Raw genomic sequence first — 24,490 nt, 5'->3', positions numbered from 1 at the left:
CTACTCATCAGGCTTGGTTTGCTTCCTGCATTATGTCCACTCCGAGCCTCTGCAGGGCGCCCAGAAACCCAGGAAAAGAGGTATTCACGTTGGCCACGTCCTCAATCCGTACGGTGTCACTGGCGCGACTGGCGGCCACGGCGAACGCCATCGCAATGCGATGGTCGCTGCAACTGTGAACGGTACCATTACCTAACGGTCCGCCCGTGATTCGGATGCCGTCGGGCTGCTCTTCAAGACTGACACCAAGTACACGCAGGCCATCCGCCATCGCGCTGATTCGATCACTTTCTTTGACCCGTAACTCCGCGAGCCCACTGAACTCGGTCGTCCCTTCCGCGCATGCAGCCGCGACAAACAACGCCGGAAACTCGTCGATCGCCAACGGCACCAGGGCTGGGTCCAGCGTTATCGCGCGTAGCTTGGACGACCGAACTTCCAGGTCGGCAACCGGCTCATCGCCACAGCGACGCTCGTTGTGCAACCGGATGTCCGCTCCCATCTGCCGCAGGATAGTAATAACGCCGGCGCGGGTCGGATTCACGCCAACGTTCTCCAGCATGACGCAACTGTCATTGGCGATCAGCGCCGCCAGCATAGGGAACGTGGCTGACGATAAATCACCGGGTACGACAATATCGATACCGCGCAATGCTGAGCCTGGCAGCACTGTTATTCGGTTCGCATCACGGTGCACCGTCGCGCCCATTGCGGTAAGCATTCGTTCGGTGTGATCGCGCGACACCGCGGGCTCATGCACACTGGTAGTACCACTTGCGTACAGGCCAGCCAGCAGGACAGCTGACTTTACCTGCGCGCTTGCCACGGGCATGACGTAGTCGATACCTGCCAGCTTGTTACCGCCCTGAATTTGTAACGGTGGCCTGCCATTGTCACTGTGAATTTCGGCACCCATCCGCGTCATGGGCTCGATCACGCGCCCCATCGGTCGGCCGGACAACGACGCATCACCACTGAGCGTCGACGAAAAGCTCTGGCCGGCCAGCAACCCACAAAATAAGCGCATCGCCGTCCCGGAGTTGCCCAGGTCAAGGTTGACGGCCGGTGCGCGCAGCCCGTGCAAACCGACGCCCGTTACAACCACCGAACCATCTGCTGATTCTTCGATTGCCACACCGAGCGAGCGCAATGCGGCAAGCGTGGCGAGGCAATCTTCACCGTTAAGGAAGCCGCTGGCGCGTGTTTGCCCTTCGGCGATCGCACCAAACATCAATGCCCGGTGCGATATGGATTTGTCGCCCGGTACCCGCAGCGAGCCATTGCCCACCTCAGAAGGAGAAACTAGATAGTGCACGATAGCCCCTAGCTAACAGCGCGCGGATACGCGCCTAGCACGCGAAACAGCGAACTCAATTCGCGTAATTCGGCCAGTGCTTCAGACACTGGTGATTGCTCCGCATGACCATCGATATCCAGAAAAAAGACGTAGTCCCAGTTGCGTCGTCGCGATGGCCTCGACTCGATCCGGGTAATGTTTACGCCGTGTGTGGCAAATGGCTGGAGCAAGGAATGCAATACACCCGCTCCCGCCGCAGTACCGCTCGTCGACACCATGATCGTCGTCTTGTCCAGGCCACTGGCAGCAAGCAGGTTGCGGCCAATCACGAGGAAGCGAGTCGCGTTATCCGAGCGGTCCTCGATATTGTTGACCATGATTTTCAGATCGTAGACTTCTGCCGCTGCATCGCTACCGATGGCTGCCGTTCCCGACTCATCGCGTGCACGTCGTGCGCCTACGGCATTACTGCTGACTCCAATCAGCTCTGCCTGCGGCAAGTATTCACGCAGCCAGCCACGGCATTGCGCCAGCGCCTGCTCATGGGCACATACGCGCTCGACCTTGTCCAGATTCTGCATCCTGCCGAGGAGGTGCTGCTCGATCCGTAATTCAATCTCACCGCCAATCTTCAGTGGCGAGGTGAGAAACATATCAAGCGTGTTATTGACCGTGCCTTCTGTCGAATTCTCGATAGGTACGACACCGAAATCAGCTACACCGCTCTCAACTTCCTGGAACACTTCGTCGATCGTGCCAAATGGCAGTGCGCGAATAGAGTGCCCGAAATGCTTGTAGACGGCTGCTTGGGTGAACGTCCCTTCCGGGCCGAGAAAACCGACTTTAAGCGGTTCCTGCTGCGCAAGACAGGCCGACATGATTTCGCGGAAGAGCCGCAAAATCTCCTCGTCACGCAACGGGCCTTCGTTCCGCGCAAGCACCATGCGCAAGACTTCGGCCTCACGCTCCGGCCGGTAATAGTCGACCGCCGCCGCCAGTTCGCCCTTGCTCACACCTACCTTCTGCGCGAAACGGGCTCGCTCATTAATGAGCGCCTGAATTTGCTGATCGACCTCATCGATGCGCTTGCGAATCGCGGGCAGATCGACGGTCGTTTCTGAATCCTTACTGACTTTGGACATGCTCATGCCTGCTGACGGTCATCCACCCAAAAGGCCGTGTCAGGTAGCCGCCTTGCAGGCGGCTCTCCGGGTCACGCCTGTCAGGATATCGGCTTGCCAAGATTACGCAATCTCAGCACGCCCTTGATTCCACGGATCGCCTGCATCGTTTCCTCCGATACCGGGCCGTCGAGATCCACGATCGTGTACGCAATATCGCCCATCGACTTGTTCAGAAGATCCGCAATATTCAGCTCGGCCTGTGCCAGGCAGGTCGAAATCTGGCCGACCATATTGGGCACGTTGGCATTGGCAATGGTCAACCGCCAGGCATCCGTACGTGGAATGACCGCCTCAGGAAAGTTAACTGATGAACGAACGTTGCCGTTTTCCAGGTATTCCTTGACGTTCTCCGCGACCATGATTGCGCAATTCTCTTCCGCTTCATTCGTCGATGCCCCGAGGTGCGGTAACGCAATGACTTTGGGGTGTGCAATCAATTCAGGAGTCGGGAAGTCGCAAACGTAAGCATGCAACTTACCGCTATCAAGCGCCTGCAGTGCAGCCGCCGAATCGACCACCCCACCGCGCGCAAAATTAATAACAACGCTGCCATCTTTCATCAGGTTCAGGCGGTCGGCGCTGACCAGACCTTTCGTGCCATCTACCAGAGGCACGTGTACGGACACCGCATCCGACGCTTTGAACAAGCGATCCAGAGTCTCGACTTGCTTTACGCCAGACGACAACTGCCATGCTCTCTTGACAGTGATCTTCGGATCAAAGCCCACGACTTTCATGCCCAGCGCTAACGCGACGTTGGCAACCTCAACGCCGATGGCGCCAAGACCGATCACGCCAAGCGTACGCCCAGGCAACTCAAAGCCAACGAACTTCTTCTTGCCGCCTTCGACGGCCTTTGCAAGTTCATCGCCTGAGGAGGTCAGCGATTTGACGTATTCCCGGGCATCGCAAATATTGCGTGCGGCAAGCAGCAGACCGGCGACCGCCAGCTCTTTAACAGCGTTCGCGTTGGCTCCAGGAGCATTGAATACCGGCACACCGCGTTCGCTCATAGACGAAACCGGGATATTATTTACGCCCGCGCCCGCACGCCCTATAGCGGCAACCGAGTCCGGAATCGTCATGTCGTGCATATTGTGCGACCGCAGGATGACGGCATCCGGCGACGACGATTCGGAGCTGATTTCGTAGCGATCTCGAGGTAAACGGCGCAGGCCGGCAACGGCGATGTTATTCAGTGTTAATACTTTGTACATGATGTCGTTAGTCTGGCTCAGGTTATTCGGACAGTGAATCAGGATTGCGATTTCTCGAAATCTTGCATGAATTGGATCAGTGCATCGACCGCTGCTTCAGAAACGGCGTTGTAGATCGACGCGCGCATACCGCCGACTGAACGGTGGCCTTTGAGGTTTGTAAGGCCTGCTGCATCCGCCTGCGCGAGGAACTCGCCGTCCAGGTTGGAATCCGCAAGAATGAATGGGACATTCATCCAGGACCGCGCATCAACAGCAACCGGGTTGGTATAGAACTCCGATGCATCAATCGCCGCGTACAGCTTCTTGGCCTTGCGTTCGTTAACCGCGGCGACCGATGTCAGGCCGCCCTGCTCCAGCAGGTAGTCAAACACAAGCCCTGCCGCGTACCAGGCAAACGTAGGCGGCGTGTTGGTCATGGAGCCTGATTCTGCAAACGCTTTGTAGGTCAGCAGTGTCGGCAGTCCTGGTCGTGCCCGATCCAGCAGGTCGTTGCGAACGATGACTACGGTGATTCCGGCCGGTCCGATATTCTTCTGCGCGCCGGCGTAAATCAGGCCGAATTTGCTCACGTCCACGGGGCGCGACAGTATCGTGCTCGACATGTCGGCCACCAGCGGCGTGTCCCCTACCTCAGGAACGAAATGAAACTCAACGCCACCGATAGTTTCGTTCGGTGTGTAGTGCAGATAGGCGGCGTCTTTCGTGAGGTTCCATTCTTCTTCAGGCGGAATGTGGCAATGCCCGCCGGCCTCGCCGCTGGCTGCAACATTGACGTTGCAATGCAGGGCGGCCTCTTTCAGCGCCTTCTTGGACCAGCTGCCGGTCTGCACGTAGTCAGCGGTGTCACCCGGACCCGCGAGATTCAAGGCAGTCATGGCAAATTGCAGTGTTGCCCCGCCTTGCAGAAAAAGCACGCTGTAGTCCGAATTAATACCCAGAAGCTTGCGCAAATCGGATTCGGCCTTTTCCGCGACAGCGATAAACGGCTTACTGCGATGACTGACTTCCATCACGGACATGCCCGAACCTTGCCAGTCCGGGATGTCGTTACGAATGCGGTCTAAAACGGGTTCTGGCAATGCGGCTGGGCCAGCGCTGAAATTAAATACGCGGGACATGCGATTTCCTGTAGAGATTGAGTTAATTCGAGAGGCAGGTAAACAACAGTATACGGGCTGAATATGACCGATTTATTCGGCTTCGGCTTCGTCCTCGCCCATGAGTTCGATACGCGCCAAACCAACCAGTCGTTGGCCCGACTCCAGACGAATCAGTCGTACACCCTGCGTATTGCGGCCGATGATAGAAATATCGCTGACCGGCGTCCGCACCAAAGTGCCACTGGAGCTGATCAACATGATTTCATCGTCGTCCGACACCTGCAACGCACCGACCGTACGGCCATTCCTGTCCGTCGTCTGTATTGCAATCACACCCTGACCGCCGCGACCCTGGACCGGGAAGTCATCAATCTCTGTGCGCTTGCCGTAACCGTTTTCTGTTGCGGTCAAAATCATTCCATCACTAAGAATGGACAGCCCGATTACCTCGTGACCGTCGCTCAGTTTGATGCCGCGTACGCCGGCGGCACCGCGGCCCATCGGCCGTACGTCATTTTCATTGAATCGGATGGCCTTGCCACTGCTGGCCACCAACAAGATCTCCTGCTGGCCATCAGTTAGCGCGACGTTGACCAACCGATCATCGCGTAGATCAATAGCGATGATTCCGTTAGCTCGTGGCCGGGAGAACTGGCTCAGCGGCGTCTTCTTAATCGTGCCGCCGCTGGTCACCATGACCACGAAACTTTCGTCGTCAAACTCCTGAATAGGCAGGATTGCGCTTATCCGTTCGTCCGAACTTAACGGCAAAAGATTCACTATCGGCTTGCCGCGTGAGCCACGGCTCGCTTGCGGTACCTGGTAAACCTTGAGCCAGTACATCTTGCCGAGGCTCGAGAAACACAACAACGTGTCATGCGTGTTGGCAATGAACAAATTGTCGATGAAGTCCTCGTCTTTTACCTTCGCTGCCGACCGACCCCGACCGCCACGCTTTTGCGCCTGGTAGTCATCAATCGGCTGAGCCTTGGCATAGCCACCATGAGACAAGGTAACCACGACTTCTTCTTGCGGAATCAGGTCCTCGGCAACGAGGTCACTGTGGTCCTGCACAATCTCGGTTCGGCGTTCATCACCGTAGGTATCACGAATGACAGTGAGCTCTTCGCGGATAACACGCAGCAACTCATCCGGGTCCGAAAGAATAATAGAGTACTCATTAATTTTATCGAGCAACTCTTTGTATTCATTTAATATTTTATCTTGCTCTAAACCGGTCAGTCGGTGCAGACGCAAGTCGAGTATTGCCTGCGCCTGAACCGGCGACAGCCGGTACTCGGCACCGTGCAGCCCGAACTCATCGTCGAGTCCGTCTGGCCGGGTATCGGTCGCACCGGCACGTTCCAGCATGTCGCTAACCGTGCCCGAAGACCAAACCCGCGCAACCAACTGTTCTTTTGCTTCGGCAGGCGACGGTGACGCTTTTATCAACGCGATCACTTCGTCAATGTTCGCCAATGCAACCGACTGCCCCTCCAATACATGCGCCCGATCACGCGCTTTGCGTAGATCGAAAATCGTCCGGCGAGTGACCACTTCCCGCCTGTGCGACAGAAACGCTTCCAGAATCTGCTTGAGATTCAGGAGCTTCGGCTGCCCTTCGTGCAACGCCACCATGTTGATGCCGAAGACGCTTTGCATCGGCGTTTGCTTGTAAAGGTTATTGAGCACGACATCCGATACTTCGCCGCGACGCAACTCAATGACGACACGCATGCCGTCTTTGTCCGACTCATCACGCAATTCCGTGATGCCTTCAATGCGCTTTTCCCGGACGAGATCGGCAATTTTCTCGATCAGCCGTGCCTTGTTCACCTGGTACGGCAGCTCGGTCACGATAATCGCTTCCTTGCCGCGCTTATCAATAACCTCAATATTGGTTCGGGCGCGGATATGCACGCGTCCCCGACCGGTTCGGTATGCGGAATAGATGCCCGCGGCGCCATTGATGATGCCGGCCGTCGGGAAGTCCGGCCCTGGTATGATTTCCATCAACTGCGGAAGATCAATAGCCGGATCGTCTATCATCGCCAGGCAGGCGTTGATCACTTCAGTAAGATTGTGTGGCGCTATGTTGGTCGCCATACCAACAGCGATACCCGACGAGCCGTTGACCAGCAGGTTCGGGAACCGAGTCGGCATAACCGATGGCTCGGACTCGGAACCGTCGTAGTTTTCGACGAAATTGACGGTCTCTTTCTCGATATCCGCGAGAATTTCATGCGCGATCTTGGACATGCGCACTTCGGTGTAACGCATGGCGGCCGGGGCGTCACCGTCGACTGAACCGAAGTTACCTTGTCCGTCAACCAGCATGTAACGCATCGAGAACGGCTGCGCCATGCGGACTATGGTGTCATAGACCGCCGAGTCACCATGCGGGTGATACTTACCAATAACGTCACCGACGACGCGGGCCGATTTCTTGTAAGGCTTATTGAAGTCATTGCCCAGCTCGCGCATGGCGTGCAGCACACGGCGGTGAACAGGTTTCAGACCGTCCCGGACATCCGGCAAAGCGCGGCCCACGATGACACTCATGGCGTAATCGAGGTAAGACTGCTGCATTTCCTCTTCGAGGCTTACAGACAAAATCTCCTTAGCTACTTCAGACATCCTTACTCACACGTTATGAGCGGCCCCGTTCGAAGGAACGGAATCGCGACCTTCATTGACTTGGAATTGGTTGAGATTAATTCTGCTTTGCCGGGCCCGGATCGAGGGCTGAGAAGCATCAAATCCGTAGGCGGCATGATAGCACAGCGGGCCGCAGAACCACACGGTTATGCGCCATTCTCGAGACACTGGAATCGACCTTGCGATTTGCTGGCATGCCATAGGCTGACGGTTATACTAGCGACCCTTCGCGGCACCGGCAGTTAGCGGCCGAATCCGGTCAGCATGGCCCGATTGCGGCACCTGGCCGCGCCGCCATGAGCAGACAAGAGCAGGTATTCATGCAGCAATGCGACACACTGATAGTGGCCGGGTGGTGTTTACCCGTCAGTGGCGACGGCACTGCGTTAAAAGACCACGCCATCGCTATCAGCGACGGCCGGATACTTGACGTCTTGCCAACAGCCGCAGCGCTCGAACGTTTTTCGCCGGGAGCCCTGATTGAGCGCCCGAACCACGTTGTCATTCCAGGCCTGATCAACACCCACACGCATGCCGCGATGACGCTGTTTCGTGGCTACGCGGACGATCTGCCGCTTGAGCACTGGCTGAAAGATCGCATCTGGCCGGCTGAACACCGCTCAGTCAGCGCCGAAATGGTGCGTGACGGCAGCCGCCACGCAATCGCTGAAATGCTGCTGTCGGGCATCACCTGCTTCAGCGACCAGTATTTTTTCCCGGAGGTCGTCGCCGAAACCGCCGATGTCATGCACATGCGGGCTGTTGTCGCCACACCCGTCGTCGAGTTTCCTACCCCGTGGGCCGAAAACGCCGCCCAGTGCCTGAGTAAAGGCGCCGAACTGGTCCATGATCGCTACGCCGACCACCCGCTTATTTCAGCCGCTTTCGCACCGCACTCAACCGGCTGCGTTTCTGATGAATCGTTTTCCCAACTCCGCATACTCTGCGACCAGCTCGACAGTCGTGTGCAAATACACCTGCATGAAACGGCACAGGAAATTATTGACGAACAACGCAGTAGCGGATTACGACCCTTTGCACGGCTGCAAAAGCTGAACATGGTCAACGCAACGCTGATGCTGGTGCACGCCGTCCACCTCAATGATGACGAAATCGCGCTCTGCGCGGATCGTAGCGTTTCGGTCGCCCACTGCCCCCGCTCGAACCTGAAACTTGCCAGCGGCATGGCCCGGGTTGCTGCATTACGCGAGGCTGGCGTCGTCGTTGGCCTCGGAACTGATGGCGCTGCCAGCAACAACGAGCTGGAAATGCTGGGTGAGATGCGCACAGCGGCACTGCTGGCCAAGGCAGTGGCGGGCAATGCCGCAACCTTACCCGCCAGTGACGCGCTGCGCATGGCAACGCTGGACGGAGCCCGCGCGCTCGGCATCGATGAGCTGACAGGCTCACTGGAACCTGGCAAATGGGCCGATATCGCCTGCATCAATCTGCGTACCCTGAACAGCCAGCCGCTGTACGACCCGACCTCGCAGCTCGTATACACTGCGCACCCGCAGCAGGTGAGTGACGTTTGGGTCGCTGGCCGACACCAGGTCGAAGACGGTCAGTTGATGCACGTCGATATAGACGACATCCTGACACGCAGCGCCGAATGGCGAGACCGTATAGGCACTGCCTGAACACGCCAAGAGAGTTGAACTGTGACCACAACGAACAACAATGTCGATGCTGCGGAGATTGCGAAATTTGATGCCCTCGCGGCGCGCTGGTGGGACCCCAACGGGGAATTTCGCCCGCTGCATCAGATCAACCCACTGCGTCTCGACTATATTCGGCAACGCGCTCCATTGCAGGGACTGCGAGTTCTGGATATCGGCTGCGGTGGCGGCATTCTGGCGGAGTCTATGGCAGCCGCGGGTGCGACCGTCACTGGCATCGACATGGCTGAAGGCCCGCTGACGGTTGCCCGCTTGCACCAGACCGAGACGGGTATACCGGTTACCTACCAGCAAAGCACGGCTGAAGCCTTCGCGGAAGCCCACCCAGCAAGCTTCGACGTCGTCACCTGCCTTGAAATGCTGGAGCACGTGCCAGCACCTGATGAGGTGATCAACGCGTGTGCCGCGCTGGTCAAACCTGGCGGCCACGTATTTTTGTCGACGATCAATCGCAACCCGAAAGCATTTCTCTTCGCGATCGTCGGAGCGGAACACTTGCTACGCCTGTTACCGGCCGGCACACACGAATACCAAAAGTTCATCAAGCCATCTGAACTTGATTCATGGGCTCGGGACGCGTCGTTGGAGTTGCGCGGCAGTACCGGCCTCCACTACAACCCCCTGACCCAGGAATATTCGCTTGGGCCAAACATTGATGTGAACTACCTGATGCACTACACCCGACCTGAGGCCGCATGACCACACCACTACAAGGCGTGGATTGTCACGCAGTACTTTTTGATCTTGATGGCACTCTGGTGGACACCGCACCGGACATGGTTGCCGCACTGCATCGCCTGCAAACCGAGATGGGTGTCGCCGTGACCGACTACGAGCTGGCCCGCGCCTGTGTTTCCAACGGTTCCGCCGGACTGGTAAGGATCGGCTTCCCGGATGCTGATACCGACGTACAGACTGGACTTCAGCAACGGTTCCTCAGAACTTACGAACAGCAAGTGTGTGCAAGCTCCGGAGTATTTCCGGGCTTGAGCGAATTGCTGGACACTCTGGAAGCCCAGGGCCGGCCGTGGGGCGTCGTGACGAACAAGCCGCAAGCCATGACCGACGCCATCATGATAACTCTGCGATTGAACCAGCGCATGGGCTGCGCGATCAGCGGCAATACGCTGCCGCAACGCAAGCCAGACCCCGCGCCGATGCTGCTGGCGAGCAGAATCCTCAATATTGAGCCACACCACATCGTCTATGTCGGCGATGCCAGGCGCGACATAGAGGCAGGGCGAGCAGCGGGCATGGCCACTGTTGCCGCCGCCTGGGGTTACATCACCGAAGACGATGACCCGGCGCTATGGCACGCGGATACCGTTGCAGCCAGCCCGGCGGACCTCACGCAACTATTGGCGCGAGAGTTAAGCTAAGCCGCCATGGCAACACTGACACTCCACCCTGCCCTGATCGACGTCGGAGTTCCCATGTTGCTGGCAGGCTTGCTGCTTGGCGCACTGTTAGCCTGGCTCGTATTTCGTCCCCGGCTGCGTACTCAGCAACAGTCCATCGTCGACTTGCAGTCCCGCATTAAGGACCAGGAGGACCTGCAAAGAGAACGGGAACTCGCGTTCGAGGCCGCGAACAGTAAGCTGACCGCCGCATTTTCCGAGCTCGCCAACCAGTCACTGAAAGCGAACAGTGAAAACTTCCTGCGACTGGCAGAACAAAACCTGAGCACTCATCAGGAACGCGCAAAACGTGAACTTGGCGAACGCGAGCAAGCGGTGGAAAACCTGGTCAAACCGATACGCGACGCATTGCAGCAATCGCAACAGCAGATTTCCGAACTGGAGAAGTCCCGTAGCGAAGCCTACGGCAGTATCCGCTCGCAACTGGAAACCATGCAGTTAAACCAGCGCGCACTGACCGAAGAAACGCAGAACCTGGTCAAAGCATTGCGGCGTCCGGAAGTCCGTGGTCGCTGGGGGGAAATTACCTTGCGGCGGCTGGTCGAGCTGGCCGGCATGGTTGAGCACTGCGACTTTCAGGAGCAGGTGCACAACATCGAAGGTGACAAAATCATGCGCCCGGACATGATTGTCAGCATGCCTGATCAGCGCGAACTGATTGTTGACGTAAAGACACCACTGGATGCCTACCTCGCGGCCGTTGAAGCGAAGGACGATGCACAACGTGATCTGCACCTTAAGCGGCATGCGCGAAATCTTCGCGAGCACATCCGCAAACTCGCCAGCAAAGGCTACTGGGACCAGTTCTCGAAGAGTCCCGAGTTCGTGATCTTGTTTATACCCGGCGATCAGTTTCTGAGCGCTGCGCTAAACGAAGACCCCGACTTGATCGAGTTCGCTTTGTCGCAGCAAATTATACTGGCGACACCAACGAGTTTCGTCGCCTTGCTAAAAGCCGTCGCGTACGGCTGGCGTCAGTTGGCATTGGCCGAGAATGCCGAAGAGATTCGCCGACTCGCCGAAGACCTGTACGGCAGGCTGGGCACGTTCGTCGGCCATCTCAACAAGGTTGGCAAAAACCTCGCGAGCAGCGTGGAGAATTACAATCGCGCGGTCGGTTCACTGGAGCGAAAAGTCCTGCCTGGCGCACGGAAGTTCGTCGAGCTGGGAATCCGGCCAAAAAAGGAAATCGAGTCCACCGATCCGCTGGAGTCACTGCCTCGACGTATTGTCGATGCAGGTGCTGACGGAACTGACAACCTGCATTCGAACGACGAGCCGGATCAGTCGGAACTAAAATAGACAACGCCGCCGCGGTGCTCGCGGCGGCAAACCCTGGAACTGAAGCATTGACTATTGACCACAAAAACTACGAAGCCCCCGCCGACCTGCTCCGCGAAAAGGTCATTCTTGTAACCGGGGCCAGCGACGGCATTGGCCGCGCGCTCGCTATCGAGATTGCGCGCCTCGGGGCACGAGTGATACTGCACGGCCGCAATGCCGCGAAGCTGGAAAAAGTCTACGACGCCATTGAAGCAATTGAAGGCAGCGAAAGACCGTCCATTGCCGTTATGGATCTCGCGACAGCGGATGGCACCTCGTATTCCACGCTGGCCGAAAGCCTGCTGGAAGAATTCGGGCGCCTGGACGGGCTGGTCCACAACGCGGGCATTCTCGGCAATCGTCAGCCAATAGAACAGTACGATGCCGGCGAATGGCAGAAAGTGCTCCACATAAACCTGACAGCTGCGTTTGCACTAACTCAGGTGCTACTACCCTTGCTGCACGAAGCTGAAAATCCGTCGATCATTTTCACGAGTAGCGGCGTCGGTCGTGTCGGCAAAGCATTCTGGGGCGCCTACGCCGTATCCAAATTTGGTACCGAGGCATTGTCGCAAATTCTCTCGGCTGAACAGGAACACACCGGGATGCGTGTGAACTGTATTAATCCGGGCGCTGTTCGCACCGGCATGCGGCTGGCCGCTTATCCCGCCGAAGACCGCGATGCCCTGAAGACACCCGAGCAAGTGTTGGCAAGCTACTTGTACCTGCTGGGACGTGACAGCATCGAAGTCACCGGGAAGAGCCTGGACGCACAGTAGCAATTACATCAATAAGTTAACGCTTGTTTTTGTTTTTACTGTACTTTTTCTTTCTGAATGGCGCCATGACCGCGCGCGGTACCGGCAGGTCTGCCGCCGTATAGAGGGCCCGAATTTCGCTGGGCGCTAATAAGCGGTGCTTACCTCGGCGCAAGCCGCGGGGCAATTCAATCGGCCCGTACGCGACTCTCATCAGCCGACTTACTTCGAAGCCGAGCGCTTCCCACAGTCGCCGGACTTCGCGATTTCGGCCCTCACGCAAGGACACGTTGTACCAGCGATTGGCGCCATCGCCACCCGCCTCGGCAATCGAGTCAAATGACGCGATACCATCTTCCAGCTCCACCCCATTCGACAGGCGTGCAATATCATCATCGCTCGGCTGCCCGTGGACCCGCACAGCGTACCGCCGGACTAAACCCTGTGCCGGATGCATAAGCTGATTGGCGAGGGTTCCGTCAGTGGTTAACAGCAAGAGACCTGTTGTGGTCATGTCCAGGCGCCCAACGGCCACCCAGCGACTGCCTTTCAGACGAGGCAACGACGCGAACACCACCCGACGGCCTTCCGGGTCCTTTCGGCTCACCAGCTCATCGCCGGGCTTGTGGTACATCAAATGCTGATGGGGAATCGCCTTCTGGCGTACCTGGATGCGCCGACCGTCGAGCGCGAAGCTCTCGCCGCCCTCAACGCTGCTGCCGAGCTCCGCGGGCTTGCCGTCAATAGTCAGGCGACCTTCGCGTATCCAACCTTCGATCTCACGTCGGGAGCCATGTCCGGCTGCTGCCAGAAACTTATGAACTCGATCGGCCATCAGCGGGCGTTAACCATTACTGGCTGAATTACTTGATCGCTCGTCCAACTCTTCAGCGACGTCCGCCGTATCGTCTTCAGTGTCATCAGCCGGAATCTCGGCTTCGGCTTCGGCTTCGGCTTCGGCTTCGGCTTCGGCTTCGGCTTCGGCTATATCACTTTCGTCGACCGAATCCGCCGATCCTGGCCCTGCGTCTTGATCGCCACTCGCCTCAGACTCCGAATCGTCATCAACGTCGGTCTCACCGTCATCGCTGTCATCAAATGCACTTTCACCATCGTCGCTGTCCTCGAAGGAACTTTCATCGTCGGTGCCGCCCTCATTTTCTGCGACGGCGTCCGAACCCTCCAGCTCAGGATCTTCGCCGGTATCAACCTCATCGCCCTCAACAGCCGGCAGGTTCAACTGGACCCTCAAACTCTCCCAGTCCGAAAGATCGGCCAGCGGCGGCAGGTCATCCAGTTTCTTCAGGCCGAAATAGTCCAAAAACTGGCGGGTTGTCCCGAACATTGACGGTCGCCCAGGCACGTCCCGGTGACCAACGACCCGCACCCAGTCTCGCTCCAGCAAGCTGCGAATAATATTGGAGCTCACAGCGACGCCACGAATTTCTTCGATTTCACCGCGCGTCATTGGCTGGCGATATGCGATTAATGCCAATGTTTCAAACAGTGCGCGGGAATAGCGCGGTGGCCGCTCTTCCCAGAGCCGCTCAAGCCGCTCTGCCATGGTTGCTTTGACCTGCATACGGAACCCGGAAGCAACTTCGGTCACCTCTATACCGCGAGGTTTGTATTCCTGCTGTAACTCGGTCAGCGCTTCACGAATGTCTGATTTGTCCGGTGAAGAAGACTCATCGAACAAGCCTTTCAGCTGATCGATAGATAGCGGTCGAGCAGCTGCCAACAGTGCCGCCTCTACAAAATATTTGATTTCCGTAACTTCCATTTAAGGCTCAGTATTGTTCAGTAGTGAGGGAACGGTCGCGCCCGAAACTAGCCGTTTGCTTCCGCGTCGTCAGGACCGCCTGCCGGGTCTTCAAGGTCGTCCGGGGAATTCGAATCAACCAAGCGCACAGATGACGCAGCGCGAATATGCAGCGGCGCATAAGCGTCAGCTTGTACGACTTCAATCGTTGATGCGCGCAACAACTCAAGAATTGCGATGAACGTCACCGCCACGCCCATGCGACCTTCTTCCGGGTCGAACAGGTCTGCAAAACTGCTAAACGACGTCGACTTGATGCGTGACAGTATCTCCGACATTCGCTGCCGAACAGACAATGGCTCGCGCTGCATCTGCAAATTAGAAAACATCTCTGCGCGCTTCAACACATCATGAAACGCGAGCAGCAATTCTTTTAGCGTGACATCGGGCAAGATCTGGGTGACCTGCCGCTCTGGTACTTCAGCCGCCACGGGAAAAACGTCTCTTTCAAGACGCGGCAAACCGTCGAGATCCTCTGCCGCCTTTTTAAAACGTTCGTATTCCTGCAAACGACGGACGAGTTCCGCGCGCGGATCTTCTTCCTCGGTCTCCTCGGAGGGAGGTCGAGGCAATAACATCCGCGACTTGATCTCAGCCAGCATCGCTGCCATTAGCAAGTATTCGCCCGCCAGCTCGAGTTGCATCTCCTTCATCAACTCAATGTACTGAACGTATTGCCGAGTGATCTCTGCGATCGGAATATCGAGAATGTCGATATTCTGGCGCCGAATCAGGTAGAGCAACAGATCCAGCGGCCCCTCAAATGCCTCAAGAAACACCTGCAAGGCATGCGGCGGGATATACAGATCCTGGGGGAGCTGAGTGAGTGGCTCGCCGTCAACGACGGCAAACGGCATTTCACCCTGCGAGGGCCGTACTGGCGATTCTTGCACGGGTTTGGGCGCGTCCTTGCTGGTAACGACTGTCAATTCAGGCTTCATGGGATATCCGGGCGGGGTCGGTGCATTTTAGCGTAATAAGCGCCGCCGACTGCAAGCCATCGTTTACATACCGCGCCATGCCTGCCGCGTTCAGTCCAGAAAACTCAAATCGCCACGTCCCACCCGCAATACTTCCGCGGAATCACCGGTGAGATCCAGCACGCTCGTGGGCTCAATACCCGTCGATCCGGACGAAACGATGATTTCAATATCGTGGCCGATACGTCGCTCTATCTCATCAACATCCGTCAATGGCATATCGTCGCCAGGAAGCGACAGCGTTGAACTCATGATCGGCTCGCCCAGCGCATTGAGCATCGCCCGAACGACGGTATGGTCCGGCACACGCAGACCAATCGTACGCCGGCGAGCATGTTGCAGGCGTTTCGGCACCTCGCGTGTTGCGGGCAAAATAAAGGTATAAGGGCCAGGCGTTAACGCTTTGATCAACCGATAGGCCCAATTGTCCACCCGCGCGTAAGTGCTGATCTCGGAAAGGTCGGAGCAAACCAGGGTGAAATTGTGGTCCTTGTCTGTACGCCGAATCCGCCGAATCCGGTCCATCGCGCGCTTATCACCCAAGTGACAGCCCAACGCGTAGCTGGAGTCCGTGGGGTAAGCCACCAATCCGCCACTACGGATCGCTGCGACAACTTCCGCGATTGTGCGTGGTTGAGGGTCGACCGGGTGAAGTTCTACTATACGCGCCATGACTGGATTGTAACGATACCAACCCGCCCACGTCGCCTTTAGTTTTTGGCGTTTCGGTCACCGGCAGGAGTGCGCTATCATTCGGCCCTTTCGCCCCTCCACTCTAAAGACAATACCCACATGCAGCTTCTCGTAGACTATATCCCCATAGTCGTATTTATTGTCGCGTACTTCTTTAAAGACATCTATTTCGCGACTGCGGTGTTGATGGGCACCATGCCACTCATTTTGGCCGTGCAATGGCTAATGACACGAAAGCTGAACCGAATCTATGCGGCATCCACTGTGCTGGTTCTGGTCTTGGGCGCAGCAACGCTGTTCTTCCACAATCCCTTATTCTTGTTCTGGAAACCAACGGTACTAAATTGGGTCATCGGCCTGGTGTTTCTCGGCAGTCTGTGGATCGGTGACAAACCGATAATCCAACGAATGCTCGGTAGCGCCGCGACTCTCAGCGCCCCGCAGTGGCGTACGTTGAATTTAATATGGGTCGCGTTTTTTATGTTCGTTGGCGTCGTCAATATCTACGTCGCCTACAATTTCAGTGAAGCGTTCTGGGTCAATTTCAAACTCTTTGGCATGCTTGGGCTGACCCTGGTGTTCATCATCATTCAAAGCGTGTGGCTTTCATCGGCGATGAAAGACGAGGACACACTCGACAACAAATCGGAGAACTAGGATGTGGTACGCCATTATCAGCGAAGATATTGAAAACAGCCTCGAGCGGCGACTCAAAGCGCGTGCAGCCCATTTGCAACGCCTTGTTGAACTTCGGGATGCCGGGCGTGTGTTGGTCGCCGGCCCACATCCGGCAATCGATTCCGAAGACCCCGGCCCGGCCGGGTTCAGCGGAAGTCTCTTGGTCTTGGATTTCCCTACTCTCGAAGATGCCCAAACCTGGGCTGATGCCGACCCATACGCGGCTGCTGGTGTTTACTCTCGGGTTACAGTCAAGCCCTTCAAATTGGTCCTGCCTTGAGCACGAGTAGAATCAAAGAGATAGAGACACGGCTACGCCAGGTCTTTGATCCGCAGGAACTATTGGTCAAGGATCAGAGTCATCTTCATATCGGCCACGCCGGAGCAGAAGACGGTCGAGGCCATTTCGACGTGAGAATTACCGCTGCCAGTTTCGAAGGTCATAGCCAATTGCAACGACACCGCATGGTTTATGATGCGCTGGGAGCGCTGCTGCAAACCGATATACACGCTGTGCAGATACGCGCTCAAACACCCGATGAATGTTGATTCGCAGCCCTCCCCCTTTTTTTCGAAAATTATAAGGACTACTAGATGGAACAAATGATCGGCACGACCCGCGCTGTGAGACTGCTGCCTGCACTGTTGGTGAGCGTACTCGGCGTATCCGCATCGTATTCGGCGGTAGCAGAAACGGTAAAGACCGTGAACGGTGTAGACATCGACAGTTCCGTGCTCGAGTTCTACATGCAAAGCCGAACGAGCCGTCCATCAGCCCAGGTTGCGGCAAACGAACGTGAGACGTTACTGGAAGAACTGACTGACATTTACTTGCTGACAACGCAGAAGGATATCAGCGCGATCGAAAACGATCCGCAGATTGCGGCGCAGATCGAATTACAGCGTCGAGGCATTCTCGCACAGGCAGTTGCTGGTCGATTCTTTGCCGACGCCACCGTTACCGACGAGCAGATATCTGCTGAGTACGAGGCTCAACGTGCGCTGGCTCCTCCAATGCAGTTCAGAGCCCGGCACATCTTGGTTGAAAGCCAGGGCGAAGCGACAGAGATAATCGGCAGCCTGGATGACGGTGAGGACTTTGTTGAATTAGCGAAGACTCGTTCAACGGGCCCTTCAGGACCCAATGGTGGCGATCTTGGCTGGTTCTCTCCCAACCAAATGGTTGCTCCTTTCTCTGATGCCGTCGCAGCACTTGAAGATGGCGCTTACACCAAATCCCCTGTTCAAACGGAGTTTGGCTGGCACGTTATCAAGCGCGAGGAATCTCGGGAAGCAGAAGCACCGCCTCTCGACACGGTGCGAGGAGAGATTCAACAAGTTGTGCAGCAACGCATGTTCCAGAAACACCTGGAAGACCTGCGTAGCACTAGCGAGATCAGCAACTAGTTAACTTAATCTCTGACAAGTAGACAAGAAAAAGGGCGCTCGAAGCGCCCTTTTTCTTTTGCCGATTTTTCTGTGAGACGGATCACAGCAATATTTGCCCATGGTGCCAATATAGCTCGCAAGTCGCCTCTCAATCGCTCAGGGGTGGCTTCTCCAACTCTCGAATCTCCTTCAAGTTGAAACGAGACCTAAGTCGGCAGGGACGCCGACTTTTTTTTGCCCCCGACTTTCGTCGTTACCGTAACTCCGCAGCCATATCTGGATCGGCAACCAATAAGCCCATTCCACGATAGTTTCGACCGGTTACGGCAATTCGATCGCCTACTGCCGGCGCAACGCCCCTGGACAGTAGTGCGTTGTAGTCAACTGTAATACCGCTGACTACAGCACGTCCCAAGGTCACATTGACCTCATCGACCGTGCCCCGCAAGAAAGACGGCATGCCCGAATCGACGCCGGTTGGAGATACCGAAACGATTCGTGTATCCACAAAACCGCCGGTAACGGAATCGATCGAGCCAAAGACCGCAATGGTCTCCCCAGTACTGATCCCTGCGAAATCGCTTTCAGCACCAAATACCGTCTGTCCTAACACTGATATAAAACCGTCACCAACTGCCTCGACGCTGCCAAGGGCAAGGAGGTCGGTACCGTCGATTGCCCGTGCGCCTGTGCCGTCAATTACGTAACCACCGGTTCCGTCAATGACTCGTGCACCAGTGCCGTCAATTACCCGTGCGCCTGTGCCATCAATTACGTAACCACCGGTTCCGTCAATGACTCGTGCACCAGTGCCGTCAATTACCCGTGCGCCTGTGCCATCAATTACGTAACCACCGGTTCCGTCAATGACTCGTGCACCAGTGCCGTCAATTACCCGTGCGCCTGTGCCGTCAATTACGTAACCACCGGTTCCGTCAATGACTCGTGCACCAGTGCCGTCAATTACCCGTGCGCCTGTGCCATCAATTACGTAACCACCGGTTCCGTCAATGACTCGTGCACCAGTGCCGTCAATTACCCGTGCGCCTGTGCCATCAATTACGTAACCACCGGTTCCGTCAATGACTCGTGCACCAGTGCCGTCAATTACCCGTGCGCCTGTGCCGTCAATTACGTAACCACCGGTTCCGTCAATGACTCGTGCACCAGTGCCGTCAATTACCCGTGCGCCTGTGCCATCAATTACGTAACCACCGGTTCCGTCAATGACTCGTGCACCAGTGCCGTCAATTACCCGTGCGCCTGTGCCGTCAATTACGTAACCACCGGTTCCGTCAATGACTCGTGCACCAGTGCCGTCAATTACCCGTGCGCCTGTGCCGTCAATTACGTAACCACCGGTTCCGTCAATGACTCGTGCACCAGTGCCGTCAATTACCCGTGCGCCTGTGCCGTCAATTACGTAACCACCGGTTCCGTCAATGACTCGTGCACCAGTGCCGTCAATTACCCGTGCGCCTGTGCCATCAATTACGTAACCACCGGTTCCGTCAATGACTCGTGCACCAGTGCCGTCAATTACCCGTGCGCCTGTGCCGTCAATTACGTAACCACCGGTTCCGTCAATGACTCGTGCACCAGTGCCGTCAATTACCCGTGCGCCTGTGCCATCAATTACGTAACCACCGGTTCCGTCAATGACTCGTGCACCAGTGCCGTCAATTACCCGTGCGCCTGTGCCATCAATTACGTAACCACCGGTTCCGTCAATGACTCGTGCACCAGTGCCGTCTATAGCCGCGCTCGCCGTGCCGGCGGCGCAAGCCCCAAATACTACAATTGTTGGGATCACCCGAAACAGGTGCCCAAGACTTCCCTTTAAATCGCTCATTAAATTAGATCTCCAACAATCTAACTTTTCAGTGGAGGTGGCAGTCCATTTAGCCAACTCACTAAAGTGCTATTTCGAATAATCCGTTATTCGGAATCACTCCTGCTTTCCAACAAATCTTTAATCTTCTTCTGTTCAAACTCGTCTTTTACAATAAAGTGATAAATCCCAACTCCTGTATGTATGGCCTTATCACCCTTTTTTGCGTCCGGCTCTTCAAGCTTGGTCAACCAATTGTCAATATCTTCCAAAAGCGCCTGACACTTCTCTCTCACATAGGCGTCGAAGAGTGGTAAATCTTGTGGCCTTAACCCTGCCGCAGGTCTGACAGTTCGTTCAAAACGCCCCGGCTCCCGACCTCGCTTTTGCATGTTTTCTTCGACGGTATGAATAAAATCGTGCACGCCACGTCCCACTCTCTCCAAAAAGTCCGGCGCCAACGTATGCGGAACGTATTCTCTGCGGATTGCCTTAAACCAATTTTGATCTGTCTCGACAACGGCTCCGACTCGCAGCAGCTCATCTAGCATTGCTCGCGGTGTCATATCGCCACTGTATTGTTGAACCAATCGAGTGAATGTCGCGTCGTTCGGCAGATCGGAGTCGTACCGAATTTCTAGCGGCATCCCATATGGACCGGTGAAATCCGGATCGGTGTGCCAACCCGAAAGCACTCGACCAATACGACTAAGGTTGGTCTTGAGACTAAATCGCTCCTCCTGATCAACGGTTGAAAGTCTCTGAACTTCCTTTCTAGTCAACCCCGTCACGATCGCGATTCGTGCTTTCGACATTTTCTTGCCAGGAACACGGAACTCCTGAGCTGCAATTGTCACGAAAACCGTCTTTACGACTTCCGAGAATTCAGCGTAAGTAACACCGTGTCGCAAGAGAATCCGGACTAATGGCCGTAGTAACTTGGAGTAGGCAGCTAGTAGACCGGTTTTTACAGAATCGCTCATGTTTCAACATAATGACTTCAGTAGGGAATTTATTCCCGAACTACGTCACAGTCAACTTTAAGTTAGGCGAGCCAAATCGCTTAACAAACAGAGCTATACACTTGTTCGATTTTTTTCGACCATATGAATCGAAAAATGGCATACGTCTCAGTTGAAACTACCAAATAGTCGCGTTATGTAAAACTGCGAGCTAATAGGAATTTACTGAAAAATCAACTTAGTAAGGAGTTATTCTAATACCCGCATCAAGATTAGATTCGGGGTTGTAAGTGGGTATTACACACTTACATGAAATTCAATCAGCGATCAGTCGGGAGCCGAGCAGATCAATGACCAAGAGACTGCCTGTAGAAGCCTCAAATATTTTCTTCAGCATTGCGCAAATTCGAGCTCACAAGGACTCCAAATCAGGAGCGAACTAGCCTTGAATCACGCGAATATGTCTGACTCACTCTTATCTTCTTCGAAGTAGAACACGCCAACCCCAACCGCCCTCTCTGATTGAGTACTTTCTTCTTGGTCATACAGAGTTTCGTAGGCGGCGAAAAGGTCGTCGATAGACTCTGTGAACTCAGTCAAACGGTCAGAACTTATCCGCCTTATCCGATCTATGTCATCGCCTCTAATACTCTTGGTCGCAGCATAGCGTTGAACCCAAGTGTTACCCTTTCTCGCCGGATCGGTATTGTGAGCAATAGTTAGAGCTGCTGGGTACAAGATTCCAGCCAGGCCTGTAATTAATTTCTCATGGGCGTCTAGGCCCGAAACGTTCCTCTTCAATACTTTCAACGCTCCGTCCCCAGCTTCCTCAATCGCGCCAATTCGTTTTAGCTCCGTTCTCATAGCGCCCGGTGGAATATCGCCACCAAACTTTCTTACTAAATCTGAAAACGATGGCGAAGAGCCGTCAAAAGGAAGGTCTCGTGCCCCGCCCTCAGAATTCCTAAACTCATCCTCGGTGTACCATCGATGGAGAATTACCGCCATCGGCGCAGAACGCATCACTACGGTCTGATCGCCCGCGGCTGCCTTATCTCTCAATCGTCTAACTTCTTTCCTCGTTAGACCCGTCATTACCGCAACTCTTGAGATATTGGTTGGCCGCCCTCTCAGTCCATAATCTTTCGTAGCAACATCAACAAAAGCGGCTTTAGACACCTCTGCGAATTCTCGATATCCAATGCCTGCACGTAATAGCGATCGGATGACCGGCCGGAGGACCTGTAGAAGGGCTTTTAGAATTTGTCGTTGAATTGAATCTTGCATGGTCGCGAAATATAGGAGCGCCACTTTTTTCGGTCAATGAAATTAGACACTTGGGAAAAATGGCCCAAGTCTCCTCTTCAATTAATGTGCACAACCATTGATATTTCTAGCTGATGTGTAAACTTTTAGGACTTGATTTCATTGAATATTCTTCTCCTTTTTTTCCAAACTGGTTGTTAATTATTGATCAATCAGCACTTTTGCCAATTGGACCTCATCGAGTATGGTGATTTCCAGTTTCTGCGCTTTTGTTAGTTTTGAACCAGCATTATCTCCCGCAACCAAGAAGTCCGTTTTCTTGGACACGCTCCCACTCACTTTTCCACCGAGGGCCATGATTTTCTCTTTGGCCTGCTCTCGCGTCATGGAAACGAGTGTTCCAGTTAGCACGAACGTCTTGCCCATGAGTGCACCGTCTTTTGGCGAGGTTTGTGGCTCAGACTCCGGCCAGGTGAGACCTTGGCCTCGCAATTCGTCGATTATTTCGCGATTGTGCGGTTCGGCGAAAAAAGCCACTACGTGGGAGGCTACAACCGGCCCCACATCAGGCACTTGCTGCAAAGCCTCCTGATCGGCGCTCATTACGGCACTGAGTCGCCCGAAGTAGTCCGCCAACGCATTCGATGTAGCTTCGCCCACCTCGCGTATTCCCAACGCGTAGAGAAAGCGTGACAAGGTCGTGTTCTTTGCACTCTCAATAGCAGCCAATAGATTTTCAGCTGATTTCTCTCCCATTCGTTCAAGAGCAACCAACTCTTCTTTTTCCAGCGAAAAGATGTCTGCAGCCGTCTGCAGGCGATCAGCCGCGACCAGCTGCTCAATCAGCTTTGCCCCCAGCCCTTCAATATCCAACGCACGTCTGGACACGAAGTGCTTCAGACCTTCCGTCTTCTGGGCGGAACAAAACAGTCCGCCGCTGCAACGAGCCACTGCTTCACCATCCGGTCGAACGACCGCGGATCCGCAAATCGGGCATGTAACAGGGGCGACTACCTGCACGGTGTTTTCTGGCCTGCGCTCCAGAATCACTTGCGCCACTTCGGGAATTACGTCTCCCGCTCGCCTGACAATCACGGTGTCACCAATACGCACGTCTTTGCGGCTCAACTCGTCCATGTTGTGCAAAGTCGCATTACTCACTGTAACGCCGCCAACAAAGACGGGCTCAAGCCTGGCGACCGGCGTGATAGCACCAGTACGACCCACCTGGAACTCGATGTCGTTCACCAGAGTCAGCTCTTCCTGAGCCGGGAACTTGTGGGCAATTGCCCATCGAGGAGCTCGGGAGACAAACCCGAGTTCCTTTTGGAAATCGACTCGGTCCACTTTATAAACCACACCATCGATGTCGTACGGAAGGTCTGCACGTCGATCACCAATGTCGTTGTAGAACTCGATACACCCATCGACGCCCTGGACAACCCTGCGCTCAGGGCAAATTTTGAAACCCCACTCCTGCAGTGTTGACAGAATATCGCTATGCCGGTCAGGCACCGAACCACCATCAACGTATCCCACAGAGTAAACGTAGATATCCAGAGGTCTGGATGCAGTCAATCGGGGGTCCAGTTGCCGCAGGCTGCCCGCCGCCGCATTGCGCGGGTTCACAAATGTTTTTTCGCCTTTGCTCGCAGCAGCCGCGTTAAATTTTTCGAAACCTGCGCGTGGCATGAACACTTCGCCGCGCACTTCAAGCACATCAGGGTACCCACTTCCCCTGAGCCTCAGCGGCACTGCTGGAATCGTACGAACATTGTGTGTGATGTCTTCGCCGGTCTTACCATCGCCACGAGTCGCACCGCGAACGAGAATGCCCTGCTCATAACGCAAACTAACCGCGGCACCGTCAAGTTTGGGCTCCACTGCATAGTCCAGCGCATCACCTTCAGACAACTCGAGTCGATCGGTAACTCGCCGATGAAACTCACGCAGATCTTCGTCATTGAAAGCATTCCCTAGCGAGAGCATTGGTACCGTGTGTTCCACCGTACCGAAGCCTGCTACAGGTTCAGAGCCTACCCGCTGAGTCGGAGAGTCCGCTGTAATCAGCTCCGGGTGTTTCGCTTCCATCGCTTGCAGCTTTCGCATCAAGCGATCGTATTCGGCATCCGGAATACTGGGTTGATCCAGCGTGTGGTAGAGGTAGTTGTGGCGGTCGATTTCACGCCGCAGCTCGTCGATCGAATTTCGAATTCCGGCGATGGTCATATT

22 protein-coding genes are annotated in these 24,490 nt (G+C 55.4%); 9 read left to right on the top strand and 13 right to left on the bottom strand.

Translation table 11 applies throughout. The features are described from left to right. Positions 1-7: 7 nt before the first annotated feature. From aroA to gyrA, 5 genes are all read right to left on the bottom strand, one after another. Complete coding sequence (gene aroA / locus AC0L8N_RS17220; RefSeq protein WP_473670221.1) at positions 8-1,288, bottom strand: 3-phosphoshikimate 1-carboxyvinyltransferase; 1,281 nt, start codon at positions 1,286-1,288, stop codon at positions 8-10. Positions 1,289-1,323: 35 nt separating this feature from the next. Beyond that, the gene (gene pheA / locus AC0L8N_RS17215) at positions 1,324-2,439 is read right to left on the bottom strand and encodes a prephenate dehydratase (protein ID WP_473669403.1); all 1,116 of its coding nucleotides are present in this window, start codon (positions 2,437-2,439) and stop codon (positions 1,324-1,326) included. 80 nt (positions 2,440-2,519) lie between these two features. Next, a complete protein-coding gene (locus tag AC0L8N_RS17210; protein WP_473669401.1) occupies positions 2,520-3,698 on the bottom strand; it encodes a phosphoglycerate dehydrogenase in 1,179 nt (392 codons plus the stop codon). A 38-nt stretch (positions 3,699-3,736) separates the two neighbouring features. After that, on the bottom strand, positions 3,737-4,819 hold the full coding sequence (gene serC / locus AC0L8N_RS17205) for a 3-phosphoserine/phosphohydroxythreonine transaminase (protein ID WP_473669399.1): 1,083 nt from the start codon (positions 4,817-4,819) through the stop codon (positions 3,737-3,739). A gap of 72 nt (positions 4,820-4,891) precedes the next feature. After that, positions 4,892-7,438, bottom strand: a complete 2,547-nt coding sequence (gene gyrA, locus AC0L8N_RS17200) for a DNA gyrase subunit A (RefSeq protein ID WP_473669397.1) — start codon at positions 7,436-7,438, stop codon at positions 4,892-4,894. A 317-nt stretch (positions 7,439-7,755) separates the two neighbouring features. On the opposite strand from gyrA, the gene AC0L8N_RS17195 reads away from it, so the two are divergent. From AC0L8N_RS17195 to AC0L8N_RS17175, 5 genes are read left to right on the top strand one after another with little or no spacing between them, the layout of a single operon-like run. Beyond that, positions 7,756-9,099: a TRZ/ATZ family hydrolase gene (locus AC0L8N_RS17195; protein WP_473669395.1), complete on the top strand. Its 1,344-nt coding sequence runs from the start codon at positions 7,756-7,758 to the stop codon at positions 9,097-9,099. 21 nt (positions 9,100-9,120) lie between these two features. Continuing rightward, positions 9,121-9,837 (top strand): bifunctional 2-polyprenyl-6-hydroxyphenol methylase/3-demethylubiquinol 3-O-methyltransferase UbiG, encoded by a 717-nt coding sequence (gene ubiG, locus AC0L8N_RS17190; RefSeq protein ID WP_473669393.1) that lies wholly within the window; start codon positions 9,121-9,123, stop codon positions 9,835-9,837. Beyond that, a complete protein-coding gene (gene gph / locus AC0L8N_RS17185; protein WP_473669391.1) occupies positions 9,834-10,517 on the top strand; it encodes a phosphoglycolate phosphatase in 684 nt (227 codons plus the stop codon). Before ubiG ends, gph begins: the two co-directional genes overlap by 4 nt. Positions 10,518-10,523: 6 nt before the next feature. After that, positions 10,524-11,858: a DNA recombination protein RmuC gene (locus AC0L8N_RS17180; RefSeq protein WP_473669389.1), complete on the top strand. Its 1,335-nt coding sequence runs from the start codon at positions 10,524-10,526 to the stop codon at positions 11,856-11,858. A gap of 53 nt (positions 11,859-11,911) precedes the next feature. Continuing rightward, positions 11,912-12,658, top strand: a complete 747-nt coding sequence (locus AC0L8N_RS17175; RefSeq protein ID WP_473670219.1) for a YciK family oxidoreductase — start codon at positions 11,912-11,914, stop codon at positions 12,656-12,658. 16 nt (positions 12,659-12,674) lie between these two features. Here AC0L8N_RS17175 and rluB read toward each other — a convergent pair whose 3' ends face one another. The 4 genes from rluB to AC0L8N_RS17155 all read right to left on the bottom strand — a co-directional run bounded on the left by rluB (position 12,675) and on the right by AC0L8N_RS17155 (position 16,111). Further along, entirely contained in the window at positions 12,675-13,472 is a 798-nt protein-coding gene (gene rluB, locus AC0L8N_RS17170) for a 23S rRNA pseudouridine(2605) synthase RluB (protein WP_473669387.1), read from the bottom strand. A gap of 9 nt (positions 13,473-13,481) precedes the next feature. After that, positions 13,482-14,420, bottom strand: a complete 939-nt coding sequence (scpB, locus tag AC0L8N_RS17165; protein WP_473669385.1) for an SMC-Scp complex subunit ScpB — start codon at positions 14,418-14,420, stop codon at positions 13,482-13,484. Between the two features lie 47 nt (positions 14,421-14,467). Next, on the bottom strand, positions 14,468-15,400 hold the full coding sequence (locus AC0L8N_RS17160) for a segregation and condensation protein A (protein WP_473669383.1): 933 nt from the start codon (positions 15,398-15,400) through the stop codon (positions 14,468-14,470). Positions 15,401-15,490: 90 nt separating this feature from the next. Continuing rightward, positions 15,491-16,111 carry an L-threonylcarbamoyladenylate synthase gene (locus tag AC0L8N_RS17155; protein WP_473669381.1) on the bottom strand — a complete coding sequence of 207 codons (621 nt, stop codon included), beginning with the start codon at positions 16,109-16,111 and terminating at the stop codon, positions 15,491-15,493. 120 nt (positions 16,112-16,231) lie between these two features. Between AC0L8N_RS17155 and AC0L8N_RS17150 the strand changes: the two genes are divergently transcribed. The 4 genes from AC0L8N_RS17150 to AC0L8N_RS17135 are packed head-to-tail and all read left to right on the top strand — an operon-like array spanning position 16,232 to position 18,217. Next, the gene (locus AC0L8N_RS17150) at positions 16,232-16,789 is read left to right on the top strand and encodes a septation protein A (RefSeq protein ID WP_473669379.1); all 558 of its coding nucleotides are present in this window, start codon (positions 16,232-16,234) and stop codon (positions 16,787-16,789) included. 1 nt (position 16,790) lies between these two features. Further along, positions 16,791-17,090 carry a YciI family protein gene (locus tag AC0L8N_RS17145; protein WP_473669377.1) on the top strand — a complete coding sequence of 100 codons (300 nt, stop codon included), beginning with the start codon at positions 16,791-16,793 and terminating at the stop codon, positions 17,088-17,090. Then, complete coding sequence (locus tag AC0L8N_RS17140) at positions 17,087-17,359, top strand: BolA family protein (RefSeq protein ID WP_473669375.1); 273 nt, start codon at positions 17,087-17,089, stop codon at positions 17,357-17,359. The genes AC0L8N_RS17145 and AC0L8N_RS17140 overlap by 4 nt, the downstream gene beginning before the upstream one ends. Before the next feature lie 45 nt (positions 17,360-17,404). Continuing rightward, complete coding sequence (locus AC0L8N_RS17135) at positions 17,405-18,217, top strand: peptidylprolyl isomerase (protein ID WP_473669373.1); 813 nt, start codon at positions 17,405-17,407, stop codon at positions 18,215-18,217. 235 nt (positions 18,218-18,452) lie between these two features. On the opposite strand, the gene AC0L8N_RS17130 is transcribed toward AC0L8N_RS17135, so the two are convergent. From AC0L8N_RS17130 to ligA, 4 genes are all read right to left on the bottom strand, one after another. After that, positions 18,453-20,051, bottom strand: coding sequence for an autotransporter outer membrane beta-barrel domain-containing protein (locus AC0L8N_RS17130; RefSeq protein WP_473669371.1), 1,599 nt, complete (start codon positions 20,049-20,051; stop codon positions 18,453-18,455). An 86-nt stretch (positions 20,052-20,137) separates the two neighbouring features. Next, complete coding sequence (locus AC0L8N_RS17125) at positions 20,138-21,013, bottom strand: DUF6502 family protein (protein ID WP_473669369.1); 876 nt, start codon at positions 21,011-21,013, stop codon at positions 20,138-20,140. Positions 21,014-21,442: 429 nt separating this feature from the next. After that, the gene (locus tag AC0L8N_RS17120) at positions 21,443-22,279 is read right to left on the bottom strand and encodes a DUF6502 family protein (RefSeq protein WP_473669367.1); all 837 of its coding nucleotides are present in this window, start codon (positions 22,277-22,279) and stop codon (positions 21,443-21,445) included. 180 nt (positions 22,280-22,459) lie between these two features. Then, entirely contained in the window at positions 22,460-24,487 is a 2,028-nt protein-coding gene (ligA, locus tag AC0L8N_RS17115) for an NAD-dependent DNA ligase LigA (protein WP_473670217.1), read from the bottom strand. Positions 24,488-24,490: the final 3 nt, after the last annotated feature.

It is taken from the genome of Woeseia sp. D3-10 (genome assembly GCF_055809415.1).
This window is presented reverse-complemented; position numbering and strand designations above follow the sequence as displayed.